Origin of the sequence: Streptomyces sp. NPDC091972 (assembly GCF_044756385.1) — a bacterium.
In the GTDB taxonomy this organism is placed as follows: Bacteria; Actinomycetota; Actinomycetes; order Streptomycetales; family Streptomycetaceae; genus Streptomyces.
Genome location: NZ_JBIVSV010000003.1, coordinates 389,559 through 408,547 on the forward strand (window position 1 = coordinate 389,559; position 18,989 = coordinate 408,547).

The 18,989-nt window shown below is 72.1% G+C and carries 14 protein-coding genes; 9 read left to right on the top strand and 5 right to left on the bottom strand.

What is annotated here, in order from left to right:
• Positions 1-33: 33 nt before the first annotated feature.
• Both ACIQJT_RS10900 and ACIQJT_RS10905 read left to right on the top strand, forming a co-directional pair.
• Positions 34-729: a type 1 glutamine amidotransferase domain-containing protein gene (locus ACIQJT_RS10900; RefSeq protein WP_402642001.1), complete on the top strand. Its 696-nt coding sequence runs from the start codon at positions 34-36 to the stop codon at positions 727-729.
• An 87-nt stretch (positions 730-816) separates the two neighbouring features.
• Entirely contained in the window at positions 817-1,152 is a 336-nt protein-coding gene (locus ACIQJT_RS10905) for a hypothetical protein (protein WP_365448958.1), read from the top strand.
• A 101-nt stretch (positions 1,153-1,253) separates the two neighbouring features.
• Here the strand turns inward: ACIQJT_RS10905 and ACIQJT_RS10910 are convergent, their stop codons facing one another.
• A complete protein-coding gene (locus tag ACIQJT_RS10910; RefSeq protein ID WP_402642004.1) occupies positions 1,254-2,462 on the bottom strand; it encodes an MFS transporter in 1,209 nt (402 codons plus the stop codon).
• Between the two features lie 362 nt (positions 2,463-2,824).
• Between ACIQJT_RS10910 and ACIQJT_RS10915 the strand changes: the two genes are divergently transcribed.
• Positions 2,825-3,721 (top strand): helix-turn-helix domain-containing protein, encoded by an 897-nt coding sequence (locus ACIQJT_RS10915; protein ID WP_402642608.1) that lies wholly within the window; start codon positions 2,825-2,827, stop codon positions 3,719-3,721.
• A gap of 524 nt (positions 3,722-4,245) precedes the next feature.
• Here the strand turns inward: ACIQJT_RS10915 and ACIQJT_RS10920 are convergent.
• Positions 4,246-4,467 carry a hypothetical protein gene (locus ACIQJT_RS10920; RefSeq protein WP_402642006.1) on the bottom strand — a complete coding sequence of 74 codons (222 nt, stop codon included), beginning with the start codon at positions 4,465-4,467 and terminating at the stop codon, positions 4,246-4,248.
• A 356-nt stretch (positions 4,468-4,823) separates the two neighbouring features.
• Here ACIQJT_RS10920 and ACIQJT_RS10925 point away from each other — a divergent pair, with 356 nt between their 5' ends.
• The 5 genes from ACIQJT_RS10925 (at position 4,824) to ACIQJT_RS10945 (ending at position 13,488) form a co-directional block, all read left to right on the top strand.
• Positions 4,824-6,161 carry a gluconate:H+ symporter gene (locus tag ACIQJT_RS10925; protein ID WP_402642009.1) on the top strand — a complete coding sequence of 446 codons (1,338 nt, stop codon included), beginning with the start codon at positions 4,824-4,826 and terminating at the stop codon, positions 6,159-6,161.
• A gap of 66 nt (positions 6,162-6,227) precedes the next feature.
• Positions 6,228-7,556 (top strand): enolase C-terminal domain-like protein, encoded by a 1,329-nt coding sequence (locus tag ACIQJT_RS10930; protein WP_402642013.1) that lies wholly within the window; start codon positions 6,228-6,230, stop codon positions 7,554-7,556.
• 204 nt (positions 7,557-7,760) lie between these two features.
• Positions 7,761-8,252 carry a hypothetical protein gene (locus ACIQJT_RS10935; RefSeq protein WP_402642610.1) on the top strand — a complete coding sequence of 164 codons (492 nt, stop codon included), beginning with the start codon at positions 7,761-7,763 and terminating at the stop codon, positions 8,250-8,252.
• 122 nt (positions 8,253-8,374) lie between these two features.
• Positions 8,375-11,569 carry an amidohydrolase family protein gene (locus ACIQJT_RS10940; protein ID WP_402642016.1) on the top strand — a complete coding sequence of 1,065 codons (3,195 nt, stop codon included), beginning with the start codon at positions 8,375-8,377 and terminating at the stop codon, positions 11,567-11,569.
• A gap of 440 nt (positions 11,570-12,009) precedes the next feature.
• Complete coding sequence (locus ACIQJT_RS10945; RefSeq protein ID WP_402642018.1) at positions 12,010-13,488, top strand: glutamate--cysteine ligase; 1,479 nt, start codon at positions 12,010-12,012, stop codon at positions 13,486-13,488.
• Here ACIQJT_RS10945 and ACIQJT_RS10950 read toward each other — a convergent pair whose 3' ends face one another.
• Both ACIQJT_RS10950 and ACIQJT_RS10955 read right to left on the bottom strand, forming a co-directional pair.
• Complete coding sequence (locus ACIQJT_RS10950) at positions 13,489-14,586, bottom strand: Gfo/Idh/MocA family protein (protein ID WP_402642021.1); 1,098 nt, start codon at positions 14,584-14,586, stop codon at positions 13,489-13,491.
• Positions 14,556-15,266 (bottom strand): ThuA domain-containing protein, encoded by a 711-nt coding sequence (locus tag ACIQJT_RS10955; RefSeq protein ID WP_365448975.1) that lies wholly within the window; start codon positions 15,264-15,266, stop codon positions 14,556-14,558. Before ACIQJT_RS10955 ends, ACIQJT_RS10950 begins: the two co-directional genes overlap by 31 nt.
• 236 nt (positions 15,267-15,502) lie before the next feature.
• Here ACIQJT_RS10955 and ACIQJT_RS10960 point away from each other — a divergent pair, with 236 nt between their 5' ends.
• Positions 15,503-16,645 carry an alpha-lytic protease prodomain-containing protein gene (locus ACIQJT_RS10960; protein ID WP_402642023.1) on the top strand — a complete coding sequence of 381 codons (1,143 nt, stop codon included), beginning with the start codon at positions 15,503-15,505 and terminating at the stop codon, positions 16,643-16,645.
• A 35-nt stretch (positions 16,646-16,680) separates the two neighbouring features.
• Here the strand turns inward: ACIQJT_RS10960 and ACIQJT_RS10965 are convergent, their stop codons facing one another.
• Positions 16,681-18,849: a PQQ-binding-like beta-propeller repeat protein gene (locus ACIQJT_RS10965; RefSeq protein WP_402642027.1), complete on the bottom strand. Its 2,169-nt coding sequence runs from the start codon at positions 18,847-18,849 to the stop codon at positions 16,681-16,683.
• Between the last annotated feature and the right edge of the window lie 140 nt (positions 18,850-18,989).

The following is an 18,989-nucleotide window of genomic DNA, read 5'->3' on the forward strand; positions in this document are numbered from 1 at the left end:
ATTTCTATGGGAGGGCGGGGCTACGGTTTCACCATGTCGAAGATCCTCTTTGTGATGACCGGTGCCGACCACTGGACCCTGGCCGACGGCACCCAGCACCCCACCGGCTTCTGGGCCGAGGAGGCCGTCGCCCCGTACGAGGCCTTCAAGGCCGCCGGCCACGAGATCGTCGTGGCCACCCCGGGCGGTGTCGTGCCGACCGTGGACAAGGGCAGCCTCGCCGCCGAGGTCAACGGCGGGCAGGAGAACGCCGACCGCATCGCCGGGGTGCTCGCCTCGGCCCCCGAACTCCAGACCCCGGTACGGCTGGACGAGGTCGACCTCGACGACTACGCGGCGGTGTTCTACCCCGGCGGCCACGGGCCGATGGAGGACCTCGCGGTCGACGCGGACTCCGGCCGACTGCTCACCCGCGCCCTGGAGAGCGGCAAGCCCCTCGGGGTGGTCTGCCACGCCCCGGCCGCGCTGCTCGCCGCCACCAAGGCGGACGGCTCCAACGCGTTCGCCGGGCGCCGGGTGGCCGCCTTCACCAACGCCGAGGAGACCCAGGCGGGCCTCGCCGACAAGGCCAGGTGGCTGCTCCAGGACCGGCTCACCGAGGCCGGAGTCCAGGTCGAGGCGGCCGAGCCGTGGGCCCCGCACGTGATCGTCGACGGCAACCTGGTGACCGGACAGAACCCGGCGTCCTCCGCGCCGCTCGCCGCCGAACTACTGAAGAAGCTCGGCTGAGCGGCGAGCCTTCTAGCGGCGAGCGGAGCCTCTGAGGCTCCTCAAGTCGCTTGGCGCGGACGGAACCCTGCCGTCACGATGATCCGCATGTCGGGAATCGCGGGACTGAACAAGAAACACAACTTCGTGCTGCTCGTCCGGGACGCGGATGTCGTCGGAGCAGCCCTGCGCCAGGCGCTGGCCGAGGCCCCGCCCGAGGAACGCCCCGGGCTGGAACGTGCCGTGGCCCTCGTCGAGTCCACCGCCGCCGCCACCGAGGCGGAGCTGCGCGCCCGCTGGGTCCGCGCCCGGCTGGCCGCCGTCGGCTTCACGGGTGACCTCACCTCGGTCGCGGCGGTGCGGGCTCTGCGCAAGGCGGAGCCGAAGCTGAGCCTGCTGGCCGCCGTGCAGTTGCAGAAGGAGGCGGTGGCCCATCCGGAGTGATCCGGAAGGCGCCTCAGTGATCCGACGGCCCCGGGGCGAGGGGGAGCCGGGTGCTGGGCGGCGGACGGGCGCGGCAGTGTGCGTACGGCGCCGGGGCGTGCTCAGGCCGCCGCCGCGCGTCGGGTCAGCGCCGCGATGACCGCGGCGATCGCGGCGAGTGCCGCGACGCTGGTGAGGGCGACCGGCAGGGAGAACCAGTCGGCCATGAAGCCGATGGCCGGCGGCCCGAGGAGCATGCCGCCGTAACCCAGGGTGGAGGCGATGGCTACGCCGTCGGGCCCGGCCAGCCGGCCCGCCCGCTCGACGGCGACGGGGAAGAGATTGGCCAGACCGAGCCCCGTGACCATGAAGCCGAGCAGGGCCGCCCAGACGTTGGGCGCGAGGGCACCGAGCAGCATGCCGAGCGCGGCGGTGGTGCCGCCGCCCACGAGCGTGCGGGTCTGACCCAGTCGTTCGAGCAGCTTGGTGCCGGTCAGCCGGCCGATGGTCATGGCCAGCGCGAAACACGAGTAACCGACCGCCGCGACGCCGGGTGCGGCGTCCAGGTCGTGCTCCAGATGCAGTGCGCTCCAGTCGGCCAGGGCGCCCTCGCCGTAGGCCGTGCACAGGGCGATCAGGCCGAAGGTGACGACCAGGCCGCGGGTACGGGTGGGGGCGGTGTCCCGGGGGTGGGGTGCGGACCCGTGGCGCGGTGCGTCCTCGGCGGGTGCCGGGGGCCGGATGCGCAGGAGGGTCCGGCCCGCTACGGCGGTGACGAGCAGGCCGGTCACGGTGAGCCCGAGGAGGTGCTGCGTGGGCGACAGGGCTCCGGCGACCAGCCCGCCGAGCCCGGCGCCGAGCATGCCGCCCAGGCTGAAGGCGGCGTGGAAGCTCGGCATGATCGGCCGCCGCAGCGCGCCCACGAGATCGACGGCGGCACTGTTGAACGCGACGTTGATGCTGCCGTACGCGGCCCCGAAGACCAGCAGTACGGCACCGAGGGCCGGCGCCGAGTGGGTGAGGGGTGGCAGGGCGACGCTCAGGGAGAGCAGGACGGCACAGACCACGGTGACCCGGTGGGTGCCGTAACGGCGGCACAGCCGTCCCGTGAGCATCATGGTGATCACCGCGCCGGCCGAGACACCGAGGAGAGCGAGACCGAGGGCGCTGGCGGAGGCGCCGGTCTGCTCCTTGATCGCGGGGATACGGACGACCCACCCGGCGAAGACGAAGCCGTCGAGGGCGAAGAAGACGGTGAGGACGATACGGAGTCGGGTGAGGGAGTTGTCCGGCCCGGCGGTACGTGTTCGCGTTTTGTTTATTAGCGGCACAAAGTCAGCGTAGGCGCGTGCTCGATTGTGGGCAAGAGTGTTCGGGTGAGCGGTGGAGGGGCGCCAGGGGCGTCGCCATCGGATCTGCACGCTTCTGCATGCCAACTTCACCTGCCTACGGGTGAGTCGGGGGCGGGGGCGGTGGATGCTTGACGTGATGGAGCCGTCGGGCGGCTGGCGTTGATTCCGTCAGCTTCTCCGGTTCCTCCGGTTCTCGGGTTCCTCCGGTGCCTCCGGTGCCTCCGGTTCTCCGGTTCCTCTGGTTCCTTCGGTTCCTCGGGGTGGAAGGAGCGCTTCAAGTGGTTCTCGGCGCACGTGACGGCACGGCGGGGGCACGGACGCGCGCGGGGACGGCCGGTGCGATCGGTGTCGTCGGTGCGGTCGAGGTCGCACGGCTCGGAGGGTTGTGGCGGGTGACCAGGCCCTGGCATCCGGGGTTACGGCCGTACCTGCGTAGTTACGTCGGTTACTGGGAGGCGGTGGCCACACCGTACGAGGCCCGGCTGGTGCCGACCGGGCGCGCGACCTTGTTGATCAGCCTGGCGGAGCCGTTCACGCAGGTGCGGCGGCTGGGCGTGCGGGGCGGGGGAAGCGGGAGCATCGGGTCGCTGGTGGTGGGGCTGGAGGACCGGCCCGCGATCTGTACGCATCCCGGTGGCCAGGAGGCGATCCGGGTGGAGTTCACGCCCCTGGGCGCCTACCGGCTGTTCGGCATGCCGATGAGCGAGCTGACGAACCTGACCGTCGAGATCCGGGACGTCCTGGGGCCCGACGCCGGCTGTCTGGTGGAGCGGATGGCGGCGACACCGGACTGGGCCGCCAGGTTCGACCTGCTCGACGCGGCGCTGCTCGCCCGGCTCGAACACGGTCCGCGCCCCGCGCCCGAGGTGGGACACGCCTGGCAACTGCTCGCCGGCAGCGCGGGCGCGCTCCCGATCGCCCGGATCGCCGATGAAGTGGGCTGGAGCCAGGGGTACTTGACCCGTCGGTTCACCCAGCAGGTGGGGCTCACCCCCAAGGCGTCCGCCCGGGTGCTGCGCTTCCGGCGCGCCGTGGCGCTGCTGGGTCGCGGGGCGGCGAGCCTCGCCGAGATCTCCATGGCCTGCGGGTTCTACGACCAGGCCCACCTCAACCGGGAGTTCCGGGCCATCGCCGGGACCACGCCCGGACAGATGGTGGCCTCACGTCGGGTGGAGGGGGCGGTGGCCCTCTCCGGGAGTGCAGATTCTTCCAAGACGGCGCCGGTGGCGCGCCGATAGCGTCCCGCTGGCACAACCGACGGCCGGTCGGATGGCGCGGGGGACCGTCCGACCGGCCCGGGCACCATCGACTCGGGAACCGGATTGACGGCCAACGGTGCCCGACCGCGCGGGCGTTCGTCCGCCGCGCCCAGCATCGTGTGCCCGGAGCGACGGGTCGCGGAGGAGACGACAGAGGAGACGAGGGGCAGGCGCTCGATCGAGTTCGGCGCGGCCTGGTGCATCGGGGGCTGCTCGTCGCCGTCGTCACGTTCGGGCAGGTCCGGGCCGGGGGCGTGTACGCCGTGGTGTGGAGCCCCTTGGCGTACGGCATGTACCGGATCGTCGCCGGGCTTCGACTCGTCAGGAAGAGCCGGGGGGTTCAGCCGACGGGGGAGTAGGGGGGTGGCGATCCTGGGTGTCCATGTCCATGTCCGTGCCCGTGTCCATATCCGGGGATGCGGCCCTGGACACCCACTGCTGGGCCGGGAAGAGCGGTCGGGAGCCCACCTGCTGATGCGTCTCTCCCTTCCACTTCGCCTGCGTCATGGCACTGCGGCCTTGCCGTCGATCGCCACGGTCGGATCGACATCCTCGGGAAGTGCTGCGGTGCCGATGCCGCGGACCTGTGCCAACTCGTGCTTGAGAGCGGCGGGTTCGGTGCCGCTTGCCACGTGGTCGGTGCATTCGTCCAGGGCGATCCGGTCGCGGACGGCGGACGGTTGCCTGGTGCCCGGGTACAGCACGCTGAAGTGGTCGCCGACCATGGGGGCGGGTGGGGGTGTGGGTGATGGAGGCGAGCCCGAGCCCCCCGCATCCGGGGTGGCCCCGCATCCGGGGCGGCAAGTCGCCATCGCCGTGCGGCGAGCGGTTCGTACATCGTCACGGTGTCGACCGCCGACTTGACCTCGGGTGTGCGCCGGGGCTGCGACATGGGGCGATCGCAAGGCGATTCCCGCTGACCCATTGACCGTCGGTGATCCATCCATCTAGCCTCCGTCCTCATATGTAGACGATGTTTTTGTATGAGGATAGTGTTCAGCCGTGTGACTTCCCAGTGGCTTGTTCGGGTGCTCCGGTGAACTCGCCTCATCGCACCGCCAGTTCAAGGGAGAACTGACACATGCCGCTCGTCGTGGTCGGGATCAGCGTCCTCGTCCTGCTCATTCTGATGACGAAGCTGAGACTGAACGGCTTCGCCGCCCTCCTCCTGGTCGCCGTGGGGGTCGCACTGGTCCAGGGCATCGGCCTGGAGGACATCCCGGACGTCCTCTCCGAGGGGATCGGGGACCAGATCGGCGACACCATGCTCACCATCGGGCTCGGCGCCATGGTGGGCCGGGTGATGGGGGACTCCGGCGCCGCCCAACGGATCGCCGGCCGGCTCCTCGACGTGTGCGGCCCGCGCTGGGTGCAGGTGGCCATGGTGCTCTCCGCGATGCTGATCGGCGTGACCATGTTCTACGAGGTGGCCTTCGTCATCATCGTGCCGGTCGCCTTCACGCTCGTCCGGGTCACGCGGGCCAACCTGCTCTGGGTGGGCCTGCCGATGTCGATCGCCCTGTCCACCATGCACAGCTTCCTGCCTCCCCACCCGGGCCCCACGGCCGTCGCGGCCACCTTCCACGCCTCCGTCGGACTCACCCTGTTCTACGGCCTGTTCATCGCCGTCCCGGTCGGCGCGTTCATCGCGCTGCTGTGGCCGCGCCTGCCGTTCGTCCGGCGGATGAACCCCGAGATCCCCAAGGGCCTGGTCAGTGAACGGATCTTCGAGGAGGAGGACATGCCCGGCATGGGCTGGTCGCTCGCGGTGGCCCTGCTGCCCGTCGTTCTGATCGCCGGCGCCGCGGTGACCGACCTCGCCACCTCGGGGGACAGTGCTGGACTGCACTTCGTCGCGTTCATCGGCTCCGCGCCCATCGCCCTGCTGCTCACCCTGCTCGTCGCCGTGTGGGTGTTCGGGCCGCGGATGGGGCGCAGCCTCGCGGAGGTCAGCACCTCGTGCAAGGAGGCCGCCCAGGCGATGGCGATGATCCTGCTCGTCATCGGGGCGGGCGGCGCCTTCAAGAACGTCCTGGTCGAGGGCGGTATATCCGACTACATCAAGGACGCGACCGACGGCTGGTCCGTCTCCCCGGTCATCCTGGCCTGGCTGATCGCGGCCATCCTGCGCATCGCTCTCGGCTCCGCGACCGTCGCCGTCGTCACCGCCTCCGGCGTGGCACTGCCGCTGCTCGCGGGCGGCGGGGTCCACGCCGAGGTCATGGTGCTCGCCGTCTCCTGCGGGTCGATCGCGTTCTCGCACGTCAACGACCCGGGATTCTGGATGTTCAAGGAGTACTTCAACCTGTCCGTCATCGACGCGATCAAGGCGCGTACCACCTACACCACCGTCCTCGCGATCCTGGGCCTCGGCGGTGTGCTGGTCCTGGAACAGGTGCTGGACGCCCTCAATGTCTGACGCCCAGTGTCCGACGCCCTCCGCCTCTGACCTCCCCCCGATCCATCGGAAGGACACCGCCCCGCAATGAGCCAGCCCGTCGTCACGAAGTTCTCCGTCCACCCGGTGGCCGGCCGGGACTCCATGCTCCTCAATCTCTCCGGCGCCCACGCCCCCTTCTTCACCCGCAACGTCGTCGTCCTAGAGGACTCCGAGGGACGTACCGGCCTCGGTGAGGTGCCGGGCGGCGCCCGCATCACCCAGACCCTCCGCGATGCCGAGGCCCTGGTCGTCGGTGCCCGCGTCGGCGACTACAAGCGTGTGCTGAGGGCGATCCACGACACCTTCGCCGACCGCGACTCGGGCGGCCGCGGCGCCCAGACCTTCGATCTCCGCACCACCGTGCACGCGGTCACCGCCGTCGAGTCGGCGCTGCTGGATCTGCTCGGCCAGCACCTCGACGTCCCCGTCGCCGCCTTGCTGGGGGATGGCCAACAGCGCGCAGCCGTAAGGGTGCTTGGCTATCTCTTCTACGTCGGCGATCCGGACCGCACCGACCTCGACTACGTCCGTGAAGCCGGCGCGGACGTCGAGTGGTACCGCGTGCGGCGCGAGGAGGCGCTGACCCCCGAGGCGATCGTCCGGCAGGCCGAGGCCGCCTACGACCACTACGGCTTCCGTGACTTCAAGCTGAAGGGCGGTGTCCTGGCGGGCGACGAGGAGGTGGAGGCCGTACGTGCCCTCAAGGAGCGGTTCCCCGACGCGCGGATCACCCTTGACCCGAACGGCGCCTGGTCCCTGCGCGAGGCGGTCGAGCTCTGCCGTCCGCTCGTCGGCACGCTCGCCTACGCCGAGGATCCCTGCGGTGCCGAAGGCGGTTACTCGGGCCGGGAGATCCTCGCCGAGTTCCGCCGCGCCACCGGGCTGCCCACCGCCACCAACATGATCGCCACGGACTGGCGGCAGTTGACCCACGCGCTGGCCCTCCAGTCGGTGTCGATCCCGCTCGCCGACCCGCATTTCTGGACCATGCAGGGCTCGGTCCGGGTCGCCCAGTTGTGCCACGCCATGGGGTTGACCTGGGGCTGCCACTCCAACAACCACTTCGACATCTCGCTCGCGATGATGACCCACTGCGGTGCCGCCGCCCCGGGCGAGTACAACGCCCTCGACACCCACTGGATCTGGCAGGAGGGCATGGAGCGGCTCACCGTCGAACCCCCGCGGATCGTCGGCGGCGAGGTCGCCGTCCCCAACGCGCCCGGCCTCGGGGTCCGACTGGACATGGATCGGCTGCTCGCGGCGCAGGAACTGCACGAGAAGGTCGCCTCGGCGGGTCGGGACGACGCCGTGGGGATGCGGTACCTGGTCAAGGACTGGGCCTTCGACGCCAAACGTCCCTGTCTCGTGCGCTGATCGGACCGGTTGCGGGAGCAGCGTCGGCACACCGTCGCTCCCGCACCCCGGCGTCGATCTCGTTGACATGGCCAAGACACCTCGCTAGCATCCGGCACACTCCGGAAAGCGCTTTCCAGTTCATGCCTCGACTTCCCCCCACGGGATCCACCCCCCACAAGAGGACCCGCACATGAACGCACGAAAGGCCGCAGCCGCCGCCAGATCGCGGCGGCCACCATCACCTGGACCCTGGAGCGAGCGAGCAACCCGACCGCGGACCAGCAGTCGGCGTACACACTGATCACCTCGGCCATGAACGCCGCGGTGGCCCGCTACAACAACCTCAGCGACCTGGGCAAGACCCTCACGGTCCGCTACGACACGGGCGTGCCCACCGCGGACGGCAACGTCAACGGGACCATCCGCTTCGGCACCGACCGCGGCTACATGACCGAGCGGACCGCTCTGCACGAGATCGCCCACACCATCGGCGTGGGCACCAACCCGGGCTGGTCCTCCCTGGGCGGCAGCGGCACCTGGACCGGTGCCCAGGCCACCGCCCTGGTCCGTCAGTACGACGGCTCCTCGGCCAAGTTGTCCACCGGCGGCGGGCACTTCTGGCCCTACGGCCTGAACCACGAGAACGAGTCCTCCGGTACGGCGGCCGACCGCCACGTGCGGATCGTCGCCGCGATGGTGCGTGACGGACTGTGAGCTGACGGGTTGATGTCCGGGGGCGAAAAACCGCCCCCGGACCCGGAGTTCGGGCGCAGGGCCGGTCCTCTCGGGGAAGGGCCCCTGTCGTCCGGCACCCCACGCGCGCACTGGAGGCTCCCTTGGACGTCCACGGCACACCCGACCCTTCCTGGCCCGGTCCGCTCTCCCGCCGCAGATTCCTCCAGGCGGCCGGCGTCACCGCCGGCGCCGTCGCGGCCGGCGGCCCGACCGCCTCGGCCACTCCCGCCCGCCCGGCCACGCTCACCCTGACCGCCGCCACCGGCGGCTCCGCGACGCTCTCCCCGGCCGGCGACCGGCTGATCGCCGAAGTGCAGAACCTTCTCTGGTCGATCCCGCGCACCGGCGGCGCCGCGATCCCGCTCACCCCGCCCGGCCTCCAACCCACCCGCCCGCAGTTCTCGCCCGACGGCAACCGCCTCGTGGTGTGCGCCTACCGCGGCGGCGGCTTCCACCTGTGGACACTGCGGCCCGACGGCGGCGAGGTGCGTCAACTCACCGACGGCCCCTGGGACGACCGCGGCCCCGCCTGGTCGCCGGACGGAACCCGGATCGCGTTCGCCTCCGAGCGCGGCGGTGACACCGTGACCGGCAGCCCGTACCGCGTCTGGGTCGTGGACGTGCGCACCGGAGCGCTGACCCGGCTCACTGGACACCCGGGGCAGCAGGGCCCGGCGCAGGGCGGCGCCTGGGAGGACTTCGACCCCACCTGGTCGGCGGACGGCGAGCGCGTGCTGTTCGTGCGCGCGGCCGTCACCGCCACCGGCACCCTGCGCGCCGACACCGTCGCCTCGGTCGCCGCCGACGGGACGGGACCGGTCGCCGCCGTGCACACCGACGACTCCGGTGCCCAGCTCATGACCCCGGCCGTCTCACCCGCCGGCCGCCTCGCCTACCTGCGCACCACGCCCACGCCCGCCGCCTCCTGCACCCTCGTCGTGGACGGCGCGCCCGTCCCCGTCGACGGCGACGTCCTGCCCGCCCCGCCCCGCTGGACCGACGGCGGACGGCTCCTGCTCGCGGTGGACGGCCGCTTCCGCCTGGTCGACCCCGAGGCCCCCGCGGCGGGGGAGGAGATCCCCTTCACGGCCGCCATGCCCGTCGAACGGCCCCGCTACCGCGGCAAGGCGTACGACTTCGAGGGCACCGGCGTCCGTCGCGTGCGCTCTCTGCACCTGCCCGCCCTCTCACCCGACGGCCGCAGCCTCGCCTTCGCCGCCCTGAACTCGCTGTGGACCGCCGGAACGTCGGGCGGGCGCCGGCCCCGGAAGATCCTCCAGGTCCTGCCCACCCGCTATGTGTCGGGGCCGGCCTGGACGCCTGACGGCACCGGGCTCCTGTACGCCGACGACCGCGACGGACTGTTCACCGTGCGGCGCCGCGAGCTCGACTCCGGAGAGGAGACCGTGCTCGCCGACGGCGGCCGGGTCTTCCCCGCGCTCTCGCCCGACGGGACCCGTCTCGCCTGCCTGGACATGACCGGCAACCTGGTCGTGCGGGACCTGCCCGAAGGCGGGGAGCGGATCCTCGCCGCCCCGCTCGGCTCGGGCGGTCTGCCCGGCCGCCCGAGCTGGTCCCCCGACGGGCGGTACGTCGCCCTGTGCGACCGCAACCGGCTCAACCAGCGCTTCCGGGAGGGCTACAACCTCATCCGGGTCGTCGACACCACCACCGGTACCGCCGCGCTGCACGCCCTCGCCCCGCACACCTCGCTGTCCGACCGCTACGACTCGGGCCCGGTCTGGTCGCCGGACGGCCGCTGGATGGCCGTCGTCGCCGAGTCCGCCCTGTGGCTGCTCCCGGTCCGCTCGGACGGCACGCCCGACGGGAAGCCGCGCCGCCTCACCGCCGAGCCCGCCGACCACCCCTCCTGGTCGGCCGACGCCCGCTCCCTGCTCTACCTCTCCGCAGGCACCCTCCGCCTGCTCGACGTCCGCAGCGGCAAGTCCCGTACCGTCAAAGTGCCGTTGGACTACCGGCGGCCCCGCCCCGCCGACACCCTCGTGCACGCCGGACGGTTCTGGGACGGCACCGGACCCGGCGTCCGCGAGGACGTCGACCTGCTGATCCGTGACGCCCGGATCGCGGAGGTCTCCCCGCACCGCGCCGGGCGGCCGGCCGTACGCCGGGTCGACGCGAGCGAGCGCACCGTGCTCCCCGGCCTGTGGGACGCCCACACCCACCCCTGGCAGAGCACCTACGGCGGACGGCAGACCGCGCTCCAGCTCGCCTACGGCATCACCACCGCCGTCTCCCTGGGCGGCTTCGCCTACGAGCAGGCCCGCATCCGCGAGGCGGTCGCCGCCGGTACGCTCGCCGGACCGCGGCTGCTGGCCACCGGCGAACTGCTCGACGGGGCCCGTGTCGCCTACAGCATGGGCCGCGCCCACCGCACCCCCGAGGGACTGCGGCGCTCACTGGCGCGCGGGGCGGCGCTGGACTGGGACTTCGTGAAGACATACGTCCGCGCCCCTGGCTGGGTGATGAAGGAGGCCGCGGACTTCGCGCACGACAGGCTCGGGGTGCGCAGCGGCAGCCACCTCTGCACACCGGGCGTGCAGCTCGGGCAGGACCTGACGACCCATCTTCAGGCCACGCAGCGGCTGGAGTTCGGGCACGCCACCTCCGCCACGGGCCGCGCCTACCAGGACGTCCACGAGATCTACACCGAGGCGGGCTTCCACCTGATCGCCACCCCTTTCACGGCACTCGCCCTGCTCGGCGCTGACCCCGCGCTCGCCGAGGACCGCCGGGTCACCACGCTGATGCCGCCGTGGGACACCGCGCTGGTCCGTCAGCAGGCCGGGCAGCCACCCACAGCCGCACAACTCACCACCCTGGACCGCGAGTCGGCCGTCTACCGGGGCATCCTCGCCGACGGCGGTCTCGTCGCGCTCGGCACCGACCAGCCGCTCGTGCCGGTCGGACTCCACCTCCACCTCGCCCTGCGCGCGCTGCACCGCGGCGGTCTCTCGCCGGCCGAGACCCTGCGCACCGCCACCCTGCTGCCCGCCCGCGTGTTCGGTGCGGACGCCGACCTCGGCACGCTGGAGGAGGGCAAGCTCGCCGACCTCACGATCGTGGACGGCGATCCCTTCACCGACTTCGACACCCTGATCCGCACGGAGACGGTACTGCGCGGGGGTGTGCCCTTCGAGCAGGCGGACCTCGTGGCCGCCTTCGACTCCGGGACGCGCACCGGCACCTCCTCCGGAGCGTCGTCCGACGCGGACTGGCTGGAGGTGAGCCGGCAGCTGCGGCGTGAGGGGTGCTGCGATCCGGGGACCGCGCTGTGAGAGAGGCACGGTGAGACCGGACCGACCTTGCACGCCCGGAGAAGCACGGTGACACCGGACAGACGCCTGCGCCCCCACGAGCCCCGGGACCTGACGCATCCGACTCCTGCGGGGCGCCTTCCGTCGGCTGTCGCCCCTCGGCCGGTCCCACGGCACGCCTCCCGGCTGCCGTGGGACTTCGGTGGGACGGCGTACGCGGTCGGGCCGTGCCGTACCTCCACCCGACCGCGTACGAGCCCGCTGCCGTACCTCCACCTGACCGCGTACTCGGCCCGGATCCCCGCATCCGCCGCGCCCCTGTGGAACGTGCGCCGGGCCGCACGTTCCGTGAGCGGCGCGTCGCACACTGCCCCGGTGCTGTGCGCCGACTGTTTGGGACGTCCCGGAAGTGGGACTCTGGGACGGGAGAGGCATCCGCCGAGGGGACCCGGGAGGCCCCGATGGGACGTGACGTGCCGGCCCTGGTGTTCACGCGGGAGGACCGCCGACGCTACCGGGACAAGATGCACACCTGCCTCGACGTCCTCGCGCAGATGCTGCGCGAGTCCGGGTTCGAGAGCGAGCGGCCGCAGGTCGGACTGGAGATCGAGCTCAACCTGGTCGGCGAGGACGGGCTCCCGGCGATGCGGAACACCGAGGTGCTCCAGGCCATCGCCGACCCCGCCTGGTCGAGCGAGCTGGGCCGCTTCAACCTGGAGATCAACATCCCGCCCCGGCGCCTCCTGTCCGGCGGCCCCGGTTCCTGGGAGCAGGAGATCCGGGACGCCCTGAACCACGCCGAGCAACGCGCCTCGGCGGTCGGCGCGCACCTCATCATGGTGGGCATCCTGCCGACGCTGAGGGAGTCGGACGTCGGCGAGACCGCCCTGTCCGGCGATCCGCGCTACCGGCTGCTCAACGAACAGATCTTCGCGGCCCGCGGCGAGGACCTGCGCATCAAGGTGGACGGCGTGGACCGGCTCGCGATGTACGCCGACGCCATCACCCCCGAGGCGGCCTGCACCAGCACGCAGTTCCATCTCCAGGTCGCCCCCAAGGAGTTCGCGGACTACTGGAACGCGGCCCAGGCCGTCGCGGGCGTGCAGATCGCCCTCGCGGCCAACTCGCCCTTCCTCTTCGGCAAGGAGCTGTGGCGCGAGACCCGCATCCCCCTCTTCGAGCAGGCCACCGACACCCGCCCCCAGGAGATCAAGGCACAGGGCGTCCGGCCCCGGGTGTGGTTCGGGGAGCGCTGGATCACCAGCGTCTTCGACCTGTTCGAGGAGAACGTCCGCTACTTCCCGGCCCTCCTGCCGATCTGCGACGACGAGGACCCGCAGGAGGCCCTGGACGGCGGCAGGGTCCCCGAACTCGGCGAACTGACCCTGCACAACGGCACGATCTACCGCTGGAACCGCCCGATCTACGCCGTCACCGACAGCGGCCCCCACCTGCGCATCGAGAACCGCGTGCTGCCCGCCGGACCCACGGTGGCCGACATCATCGCCAACGGCGCCTTCTACTACGGCCTGACCCGCGCCCTCGTCGACGAGGACCGGCCGGTGTGGACGCGGATGTCCTTCTCGGTCGCCGAGGAGAACCTGCACACCGCCGCCCGCGACGGCATCGACGCCCGCCTGTACTGGCCCGGCGTGGGCGAAGTGCCGGTCACCGAACTGGTGTTGCGGCGACTGCTGCCCCTCGCCCACCGGGGCCTGGAACTGGCCGGCATGGACGCGGAGTGGCGTGAGCCGCTGCTCGGCGTCGTCGAGCAGCGGTGCGTCACCGCCCGCAACGGCGCGCTGTGGCAGGCGGACATGGTCCACCACCTGGAGAAGACGGGCGCCGGCGACCGCCAGGAGGCGCTGCGGCGGATGACGATGACGTACATGGACTACATGCACCTCAACGCACCCGCCCACACCTGGCCCGTGGACTGATCAGCGCCACTCCTCCGCGGACGTCAACGGCACCGGATCCGGCCGCTCGGCCGACGTCGACAGCTCGATCCGCCGCCCCTCGGCCGACGAGCGCAGCAGTGCGGTCATCGTCTCCAGGACGTGCAGGGCGAGTTCACCGCTCGCGCGCGGTGCCCGCCGCTCGTCGGCGGCGACGAAGTCGAGCAGACCGACACCCCGGGCGGCACCGGCGTAGCCGGCGGAGGGCGGGAGTGTGCGCCACTCGGCCGCGCCGAGTTCGAGGAGCCGTACCTCGCCGTCGAAGTGGTTGGGGTCGGGGACCGTGAGGGTGCCCCGGTCGCCGTGGACCTCGATCGGCGCGGCCGTGGTGGCGACCCCGTCGAAGCTCGTCGTGATCGTCGTCAGGGCCCCGCCCTCGTGCTCCAGGACCCCGGACACATGGCTGTCCACCTCGACCGGTATCCGCTCGCCCGCGCGCGGGCCGGACCCGATGACCCGCTCGGTGCGGAGCCGGCTGGACGCTCCGGTCACGGCACGCACCGGACCCAGCAGGTGCACCAGGGAGGAGAGGTAGTAGGGCCCCATGTCCAGCAGGGGGCCGCCACCGGCCGTGTAGTAGAAGTCCGGGTGCGGATGCCACCGTTCGTGGCCCGGGGTGACCATGACGGCCGTGGCGAACAGCGGGCGGCCGACGGCTCCGGCCTCCACCGCCGCCCGTGCCGTCTGTACGCCGGTGCCCAGGACGGTGTCCGGCGCGCATCCCACTCCGACCGCCGCCTTGTCCGCCGCCTCCAGCACGGCGCGGGCGTCGGCCAGTTCGGCGGCCAGCGGCTTCTCGCCGTAGACGTTCTTGCCGTGGCCGACGGCACCGAGGGCGATCTCGGCGTGCGCCGCCGGGACGGTCAGGTTCAGCACCGTGTCGACGTCCGGGCTGCTCAGCAGTTCCGCGACCGACAGCGCCCGGACGCCCGGCAGTTCGGCGGCGACGGCGGCCGAGCGGGAGGCGTCCAGGTCGGCGACGGCCGTGACGCGCACGGCGGAGCGGCCGACGAGCGTGTCCAGGTAGGCGCGGGAGATGACACCGAGACCTATGACGCCGATGCGGTGCGGGTCGCCCACAGCATGCCCCTTTCTATGACGGTACGGACGGCGGGGTGTTCAAGGACGTCGAGGCTGTGCCCGGGAGTCGTCACCACGACACGTCCTGCGCCCCACCTGCGGGTCCAGACCGCCGGTGAGGTGACCGGACGGTGCCAGGGCTGCCACGGCCGGGCGGGATGGGTGGTGGTGGCGAGGACGTCGATGAGGTCGTCGTGGAGCACCCAGTACTGCTCGGTGTGCAGTTCGAAGTCCTCGATGCCCGCGGTGACGGGGTGTTCGCGGCCGAGACCGGTGACGGTGACGGTGTGCGGCAGGAAGTTGTCCTCCTCGCCGCCCCGCCGCTCGCACGGCTCCTTGCCGGGATGGGTCGCGAACTGGCCGCCCACCAGGTGGAGATAGTCGGAACTGGCGCGGAACGAGTCGGCGATACCGCCGTGCCAGCCGGTGAGGCCGGTACCGGCCACCACGGCAGCGCTCAGTCCCGCCACCTGCTCGGCGGTGATCTCGGACATGGTCACGCACTGCACGACGAGGTCGGTGGCGGCCATCTCGTCGGCGTCGGCGTAGACGTCGGTGGACTCCTCGATCCGGACGTCGTAGCCGTTGCTCTCCAGGAAGGGCAGGAACAGCTCCGTGGCCTTGACCGGCTGGTGTCCCTCCCAGCCGCCTCGGACCACCAGGGCTTTCTTCCGTGTCATCTTGTTCCTTCGCGGGCCGGGACAGGTTTCCTGGGTGAGATCCCCCGGGCGGGTCGGGGGAAATCCCCGTTCCGGCACCCGGTCCCGGGCACGAACAGTCGGACCGGGGACGGGATTTCGACAATCTCGACTTTGGTATGGACCTGTCAATCACCAGTGGCTAGGCTCTGCCGGGCCACACTGAGAGCGCTCTCAGAGAACACTGCCATCCCGTTGAACGACGAAGGGCAATCTCCATGAGACGCACCCGAATCATGCGCGCGGGCCTCGCCGTGCTGCTTCTGATCGGCGCCGGCGCGGCCGCGGGCACGGTGCCCGCCACCGCCGACGAGAAGGCGCCCGCCTCCGCCGGCATCCTCACCGCGATGCAGCGGGACCTCGGCCTCTCGCCCCAGGCGGCCGTGACGAGGCTGGCCGCCGAGCGCAAGGCCACGGCGCTCGAACCGAAGGTACGCCGGACCGCGGGCGCCTCCTACGGCGGTTCCTGGTTCGACGCCGCCAAGGGCACGCTGACCGTCGCCGTCACCCCCGCCATCTCCGACACCGCCCTGCGCGAGATACGCGCCACCGGCGCCACGGTCCGCACCGTCGCCCACAGCGCCCGCGAACTCTCCGCCACCCAGGCCCGCCTGGACGCGCTCCCCGCACCGGACGCCGTGAGCAGTTGGCACGTCGACCCCAAGGCCGCCACGGTCGTGGTGAACGTCGTCAGCGGACGGGAGCGTGACAACGATGTCCGGAAGTTCGTCGCACGGGCCCGGGCGGCAGGCCCCGTGACCGTGCGGGAGGTGGCCGCCGCGCCGACCACCTTCGCCGCCGGAACCGTCGGCGGCGACCCCTACTACACCGGCAACGTCCGCTGTTCCATCGGCTTCTCGGTCTACGGCGGCTTCGTCACCGCCGGCCACTGCGACCAGCACACCGGCAGCGTCTACGGCTGGGACCGCAGCTACGTCGGCAACTTCCAGGGCTCGTCGTTCCCGGAGAACGACTACGCCTGGGTCAACGTGGGCAGCGGCTGGTGGACCGTCCCGGTCGTGCTCGGCTGGGGCACCGTCTCCGACCAGCTCGTGCGCGGCTCGAACGTGGCCCCCGTCGGCGCCTCGATCTGCCGCTCGGGCTCGACGACCCACTGGCACTGCGGCACGGTCCTCGCCATGAACGAGACCGTCAACTACAGCCAGGGCGCGGTGCGTCAGATGACCAAGACCAGCGTCTGCGCCGAACCCGGCGACTCCGGCGGCTCGTTCATCAGCGGCGACCAGGCCCAGGGCGTCACCTCCGGAGGCTGGGGCAACTGCTCCAGCGGCGGCGAGACCTGGTTCCAGCCGGTCAACGAGATCCTGAACCGGTACGGGTTGACCCTGCACACGGCCTGAGCGCCTGTCCGGGCCCGGCCCGCGGGCCGGGCCCGTCAGGTGACGTCGGCCACCGAGAACACCCCCGGGCCGCTGACCCCGTACAGGACGTTCCCCACCAGGAGCGGGGGCACCGCGCTCGGTGACAGTTCCTCGAAGGATCGGCCGGCCGTGTCGAAGGACGGGGCGGTGCGGCCGATCTCCTTGCCGGTCGCCGGGTCGAGGGCCAGCACGCTGGTGTCCGGCATCGTCACGTACAACCGGCCCGCGTGGTACGAGGGTTCGCTGAAGACGCGCAGGTCGCGGGAGCTGGACCACAGCGGCTTGCCGCGCTTGACGTCGAGGGCGAGCAGGGTCTCGTTGCCGTAGTCGAAGATGTACATGGTGTCGCCGTGCACCAGCGGCGGCGCCTCGGGCTCCACGCTCCAGGGGAAGTCGATCCGGCGGGTCCTGCCGCTGCTGAGGTCCTGGACGAAGAAGGCGGCGGACACGCCGGAGTCGTCCTCCCAGCGCGCGTAGTACGCCGTGCCCGCGTGGACCGTCGCCAGCCACAGGTCACCCTTCGGCGCGTCGACACTGCCCAGAGTCCTGCCGGTGCGCGCGTCGAGGCGGGCGATGCCGCCCTCGCCGCCGCGCAGATCGGCGTAGAGCGTGTCCTCGGGGCCCTCGTGGAAGGGGCTCGACGAGCTGGAGGTCAGCTCGCGCCGCCACAACTCCTTGCCCGTGCGCGGCTCGTAGGCGGCGTAGCGAGCCGTGTCGGACAGGCCCAGCTCGTCCAGGCGGACCACGAGCACACCGCTCAGGTACGTGAACTCGCCCAGCGGGCCCTTCAGATGCCACAGACGCTCGCCGGTCCTGCCGTCGAAGGCGTCGACGCCCTGCGAACGGTCCGCGCTGTACACGAACACCACACCGTCATGGACCACGGGCTCGCGCACCGAGAGAACGCTGACCTGCGCGCGGCTCATGGGCCTGGTCCAGTCGACGTCGCCCGTCGCCGGGTCGAGCCGCATCAGGGCGACATGTCCGGAGGCGCAGAAGACGCCCAGCGCGTCCGGGGTGCACGACGCGCCGGGGCCCGTCCGCGCGTCCTTCCCGTCCGACTCCAGCGCGTTGTGCCAGGGGCGCCAGCCCGCCGGTGCCGTCCCGCCGGGTGCCGTCGTCCGCGGAGCGAGGGCGTCGAACGCGTCGCCCGAGCGCGCCGGTTCCTCGCCCACCACGGCGACCGCGGCCGCCCCGGCCCCGCCGAGGAGTGCCAGGGCGGCCACGGCGGCCCACAGTTTCCGGCCGCGGCGCCCGCGCCGGACCGGTCCGGTGGCGTCGCCGAGCGGTGAGGTCACCGCGTCCGTCGGCGGCAGCGGCTCAGCCGGTGACACCTCCTGGCCCGGCCGCCCCTCGGGCAGTTCCGCCGGGAGCGCCGCCAGCAGCTCCAGGACCTCGCCGGACGTCGGCCGGTCCGCGGGCTCCTTCGCCAGACAGCGGGAGACCAACGGACGCAACTGCGCGGGCAGTTCACCGAGCCGCGGCTCGCCGTGCACGGTGTTGTACGCGGCCAGGTAGGCGTTCTCCGCCTCGAAGGGGCTGTGCCCGGTCGCCGCGTACACGAGCACCGCGCCCAGCGAGAACACGTCCACCGCGGACCCGACCTCGTGCGGGCGGCTGAACTGCTCCGGTGCCATGAAGGGCGGTGACCCCATCACCATGCCGGTCTGGGTGCGCACGTCGCTGTCGGCCGCGCGCGAGATGCCGAAGTCGATGACGCGTACGGCGCCGTCGTCCCCCTCGCCGTCCAGGAGGAGCACATTGCTCGGCTTGAGGTCCCGGTGCACGACCTGCGCACGGTGGATCTCCCGCAGGGCCTCGGCGAGTTCGGTGCCGAGCCGGCGCAGGGCGGGCCACTCCAGCGGCCCGGACCCGTCGACCAGTTCCGCGAGGGTGCGGCCCGGGACGAACGCGGTGGCCATCCAGGGCCGTACCGCCTCTGGGTCCGCGTCCACGACCGGTGCGGTGAACGCTCCGCTGACCCGGCGCGCGGCGGCGATCTCCTGCCGGAACCTGGCCCGGAACTCGGGGTTGTCGGCGTACCGGGTGTGCACGACCTTGACCGCGACGGCCCGTCCCGAGGCCGATCTGCCGAGATAGACGACACCCATGCCGCCGGTCCCGATCCGCGATTCGATCCGGTAGCCGCCGACGGACTCCGGGTCGTTCTCGCGCAGGGTCACCGTGTCTCCTTCACCGCTTCTGGCCAGGACAACTGCGGTCCGGACGCTTCTGACAGGGACCCCTCACTCTAGAGGGGCCCCTGTCCACGGGGACCCCGATCCCGGGCCTGCCGTCCCCCTGACGCCGCGGTCCCAGGGTT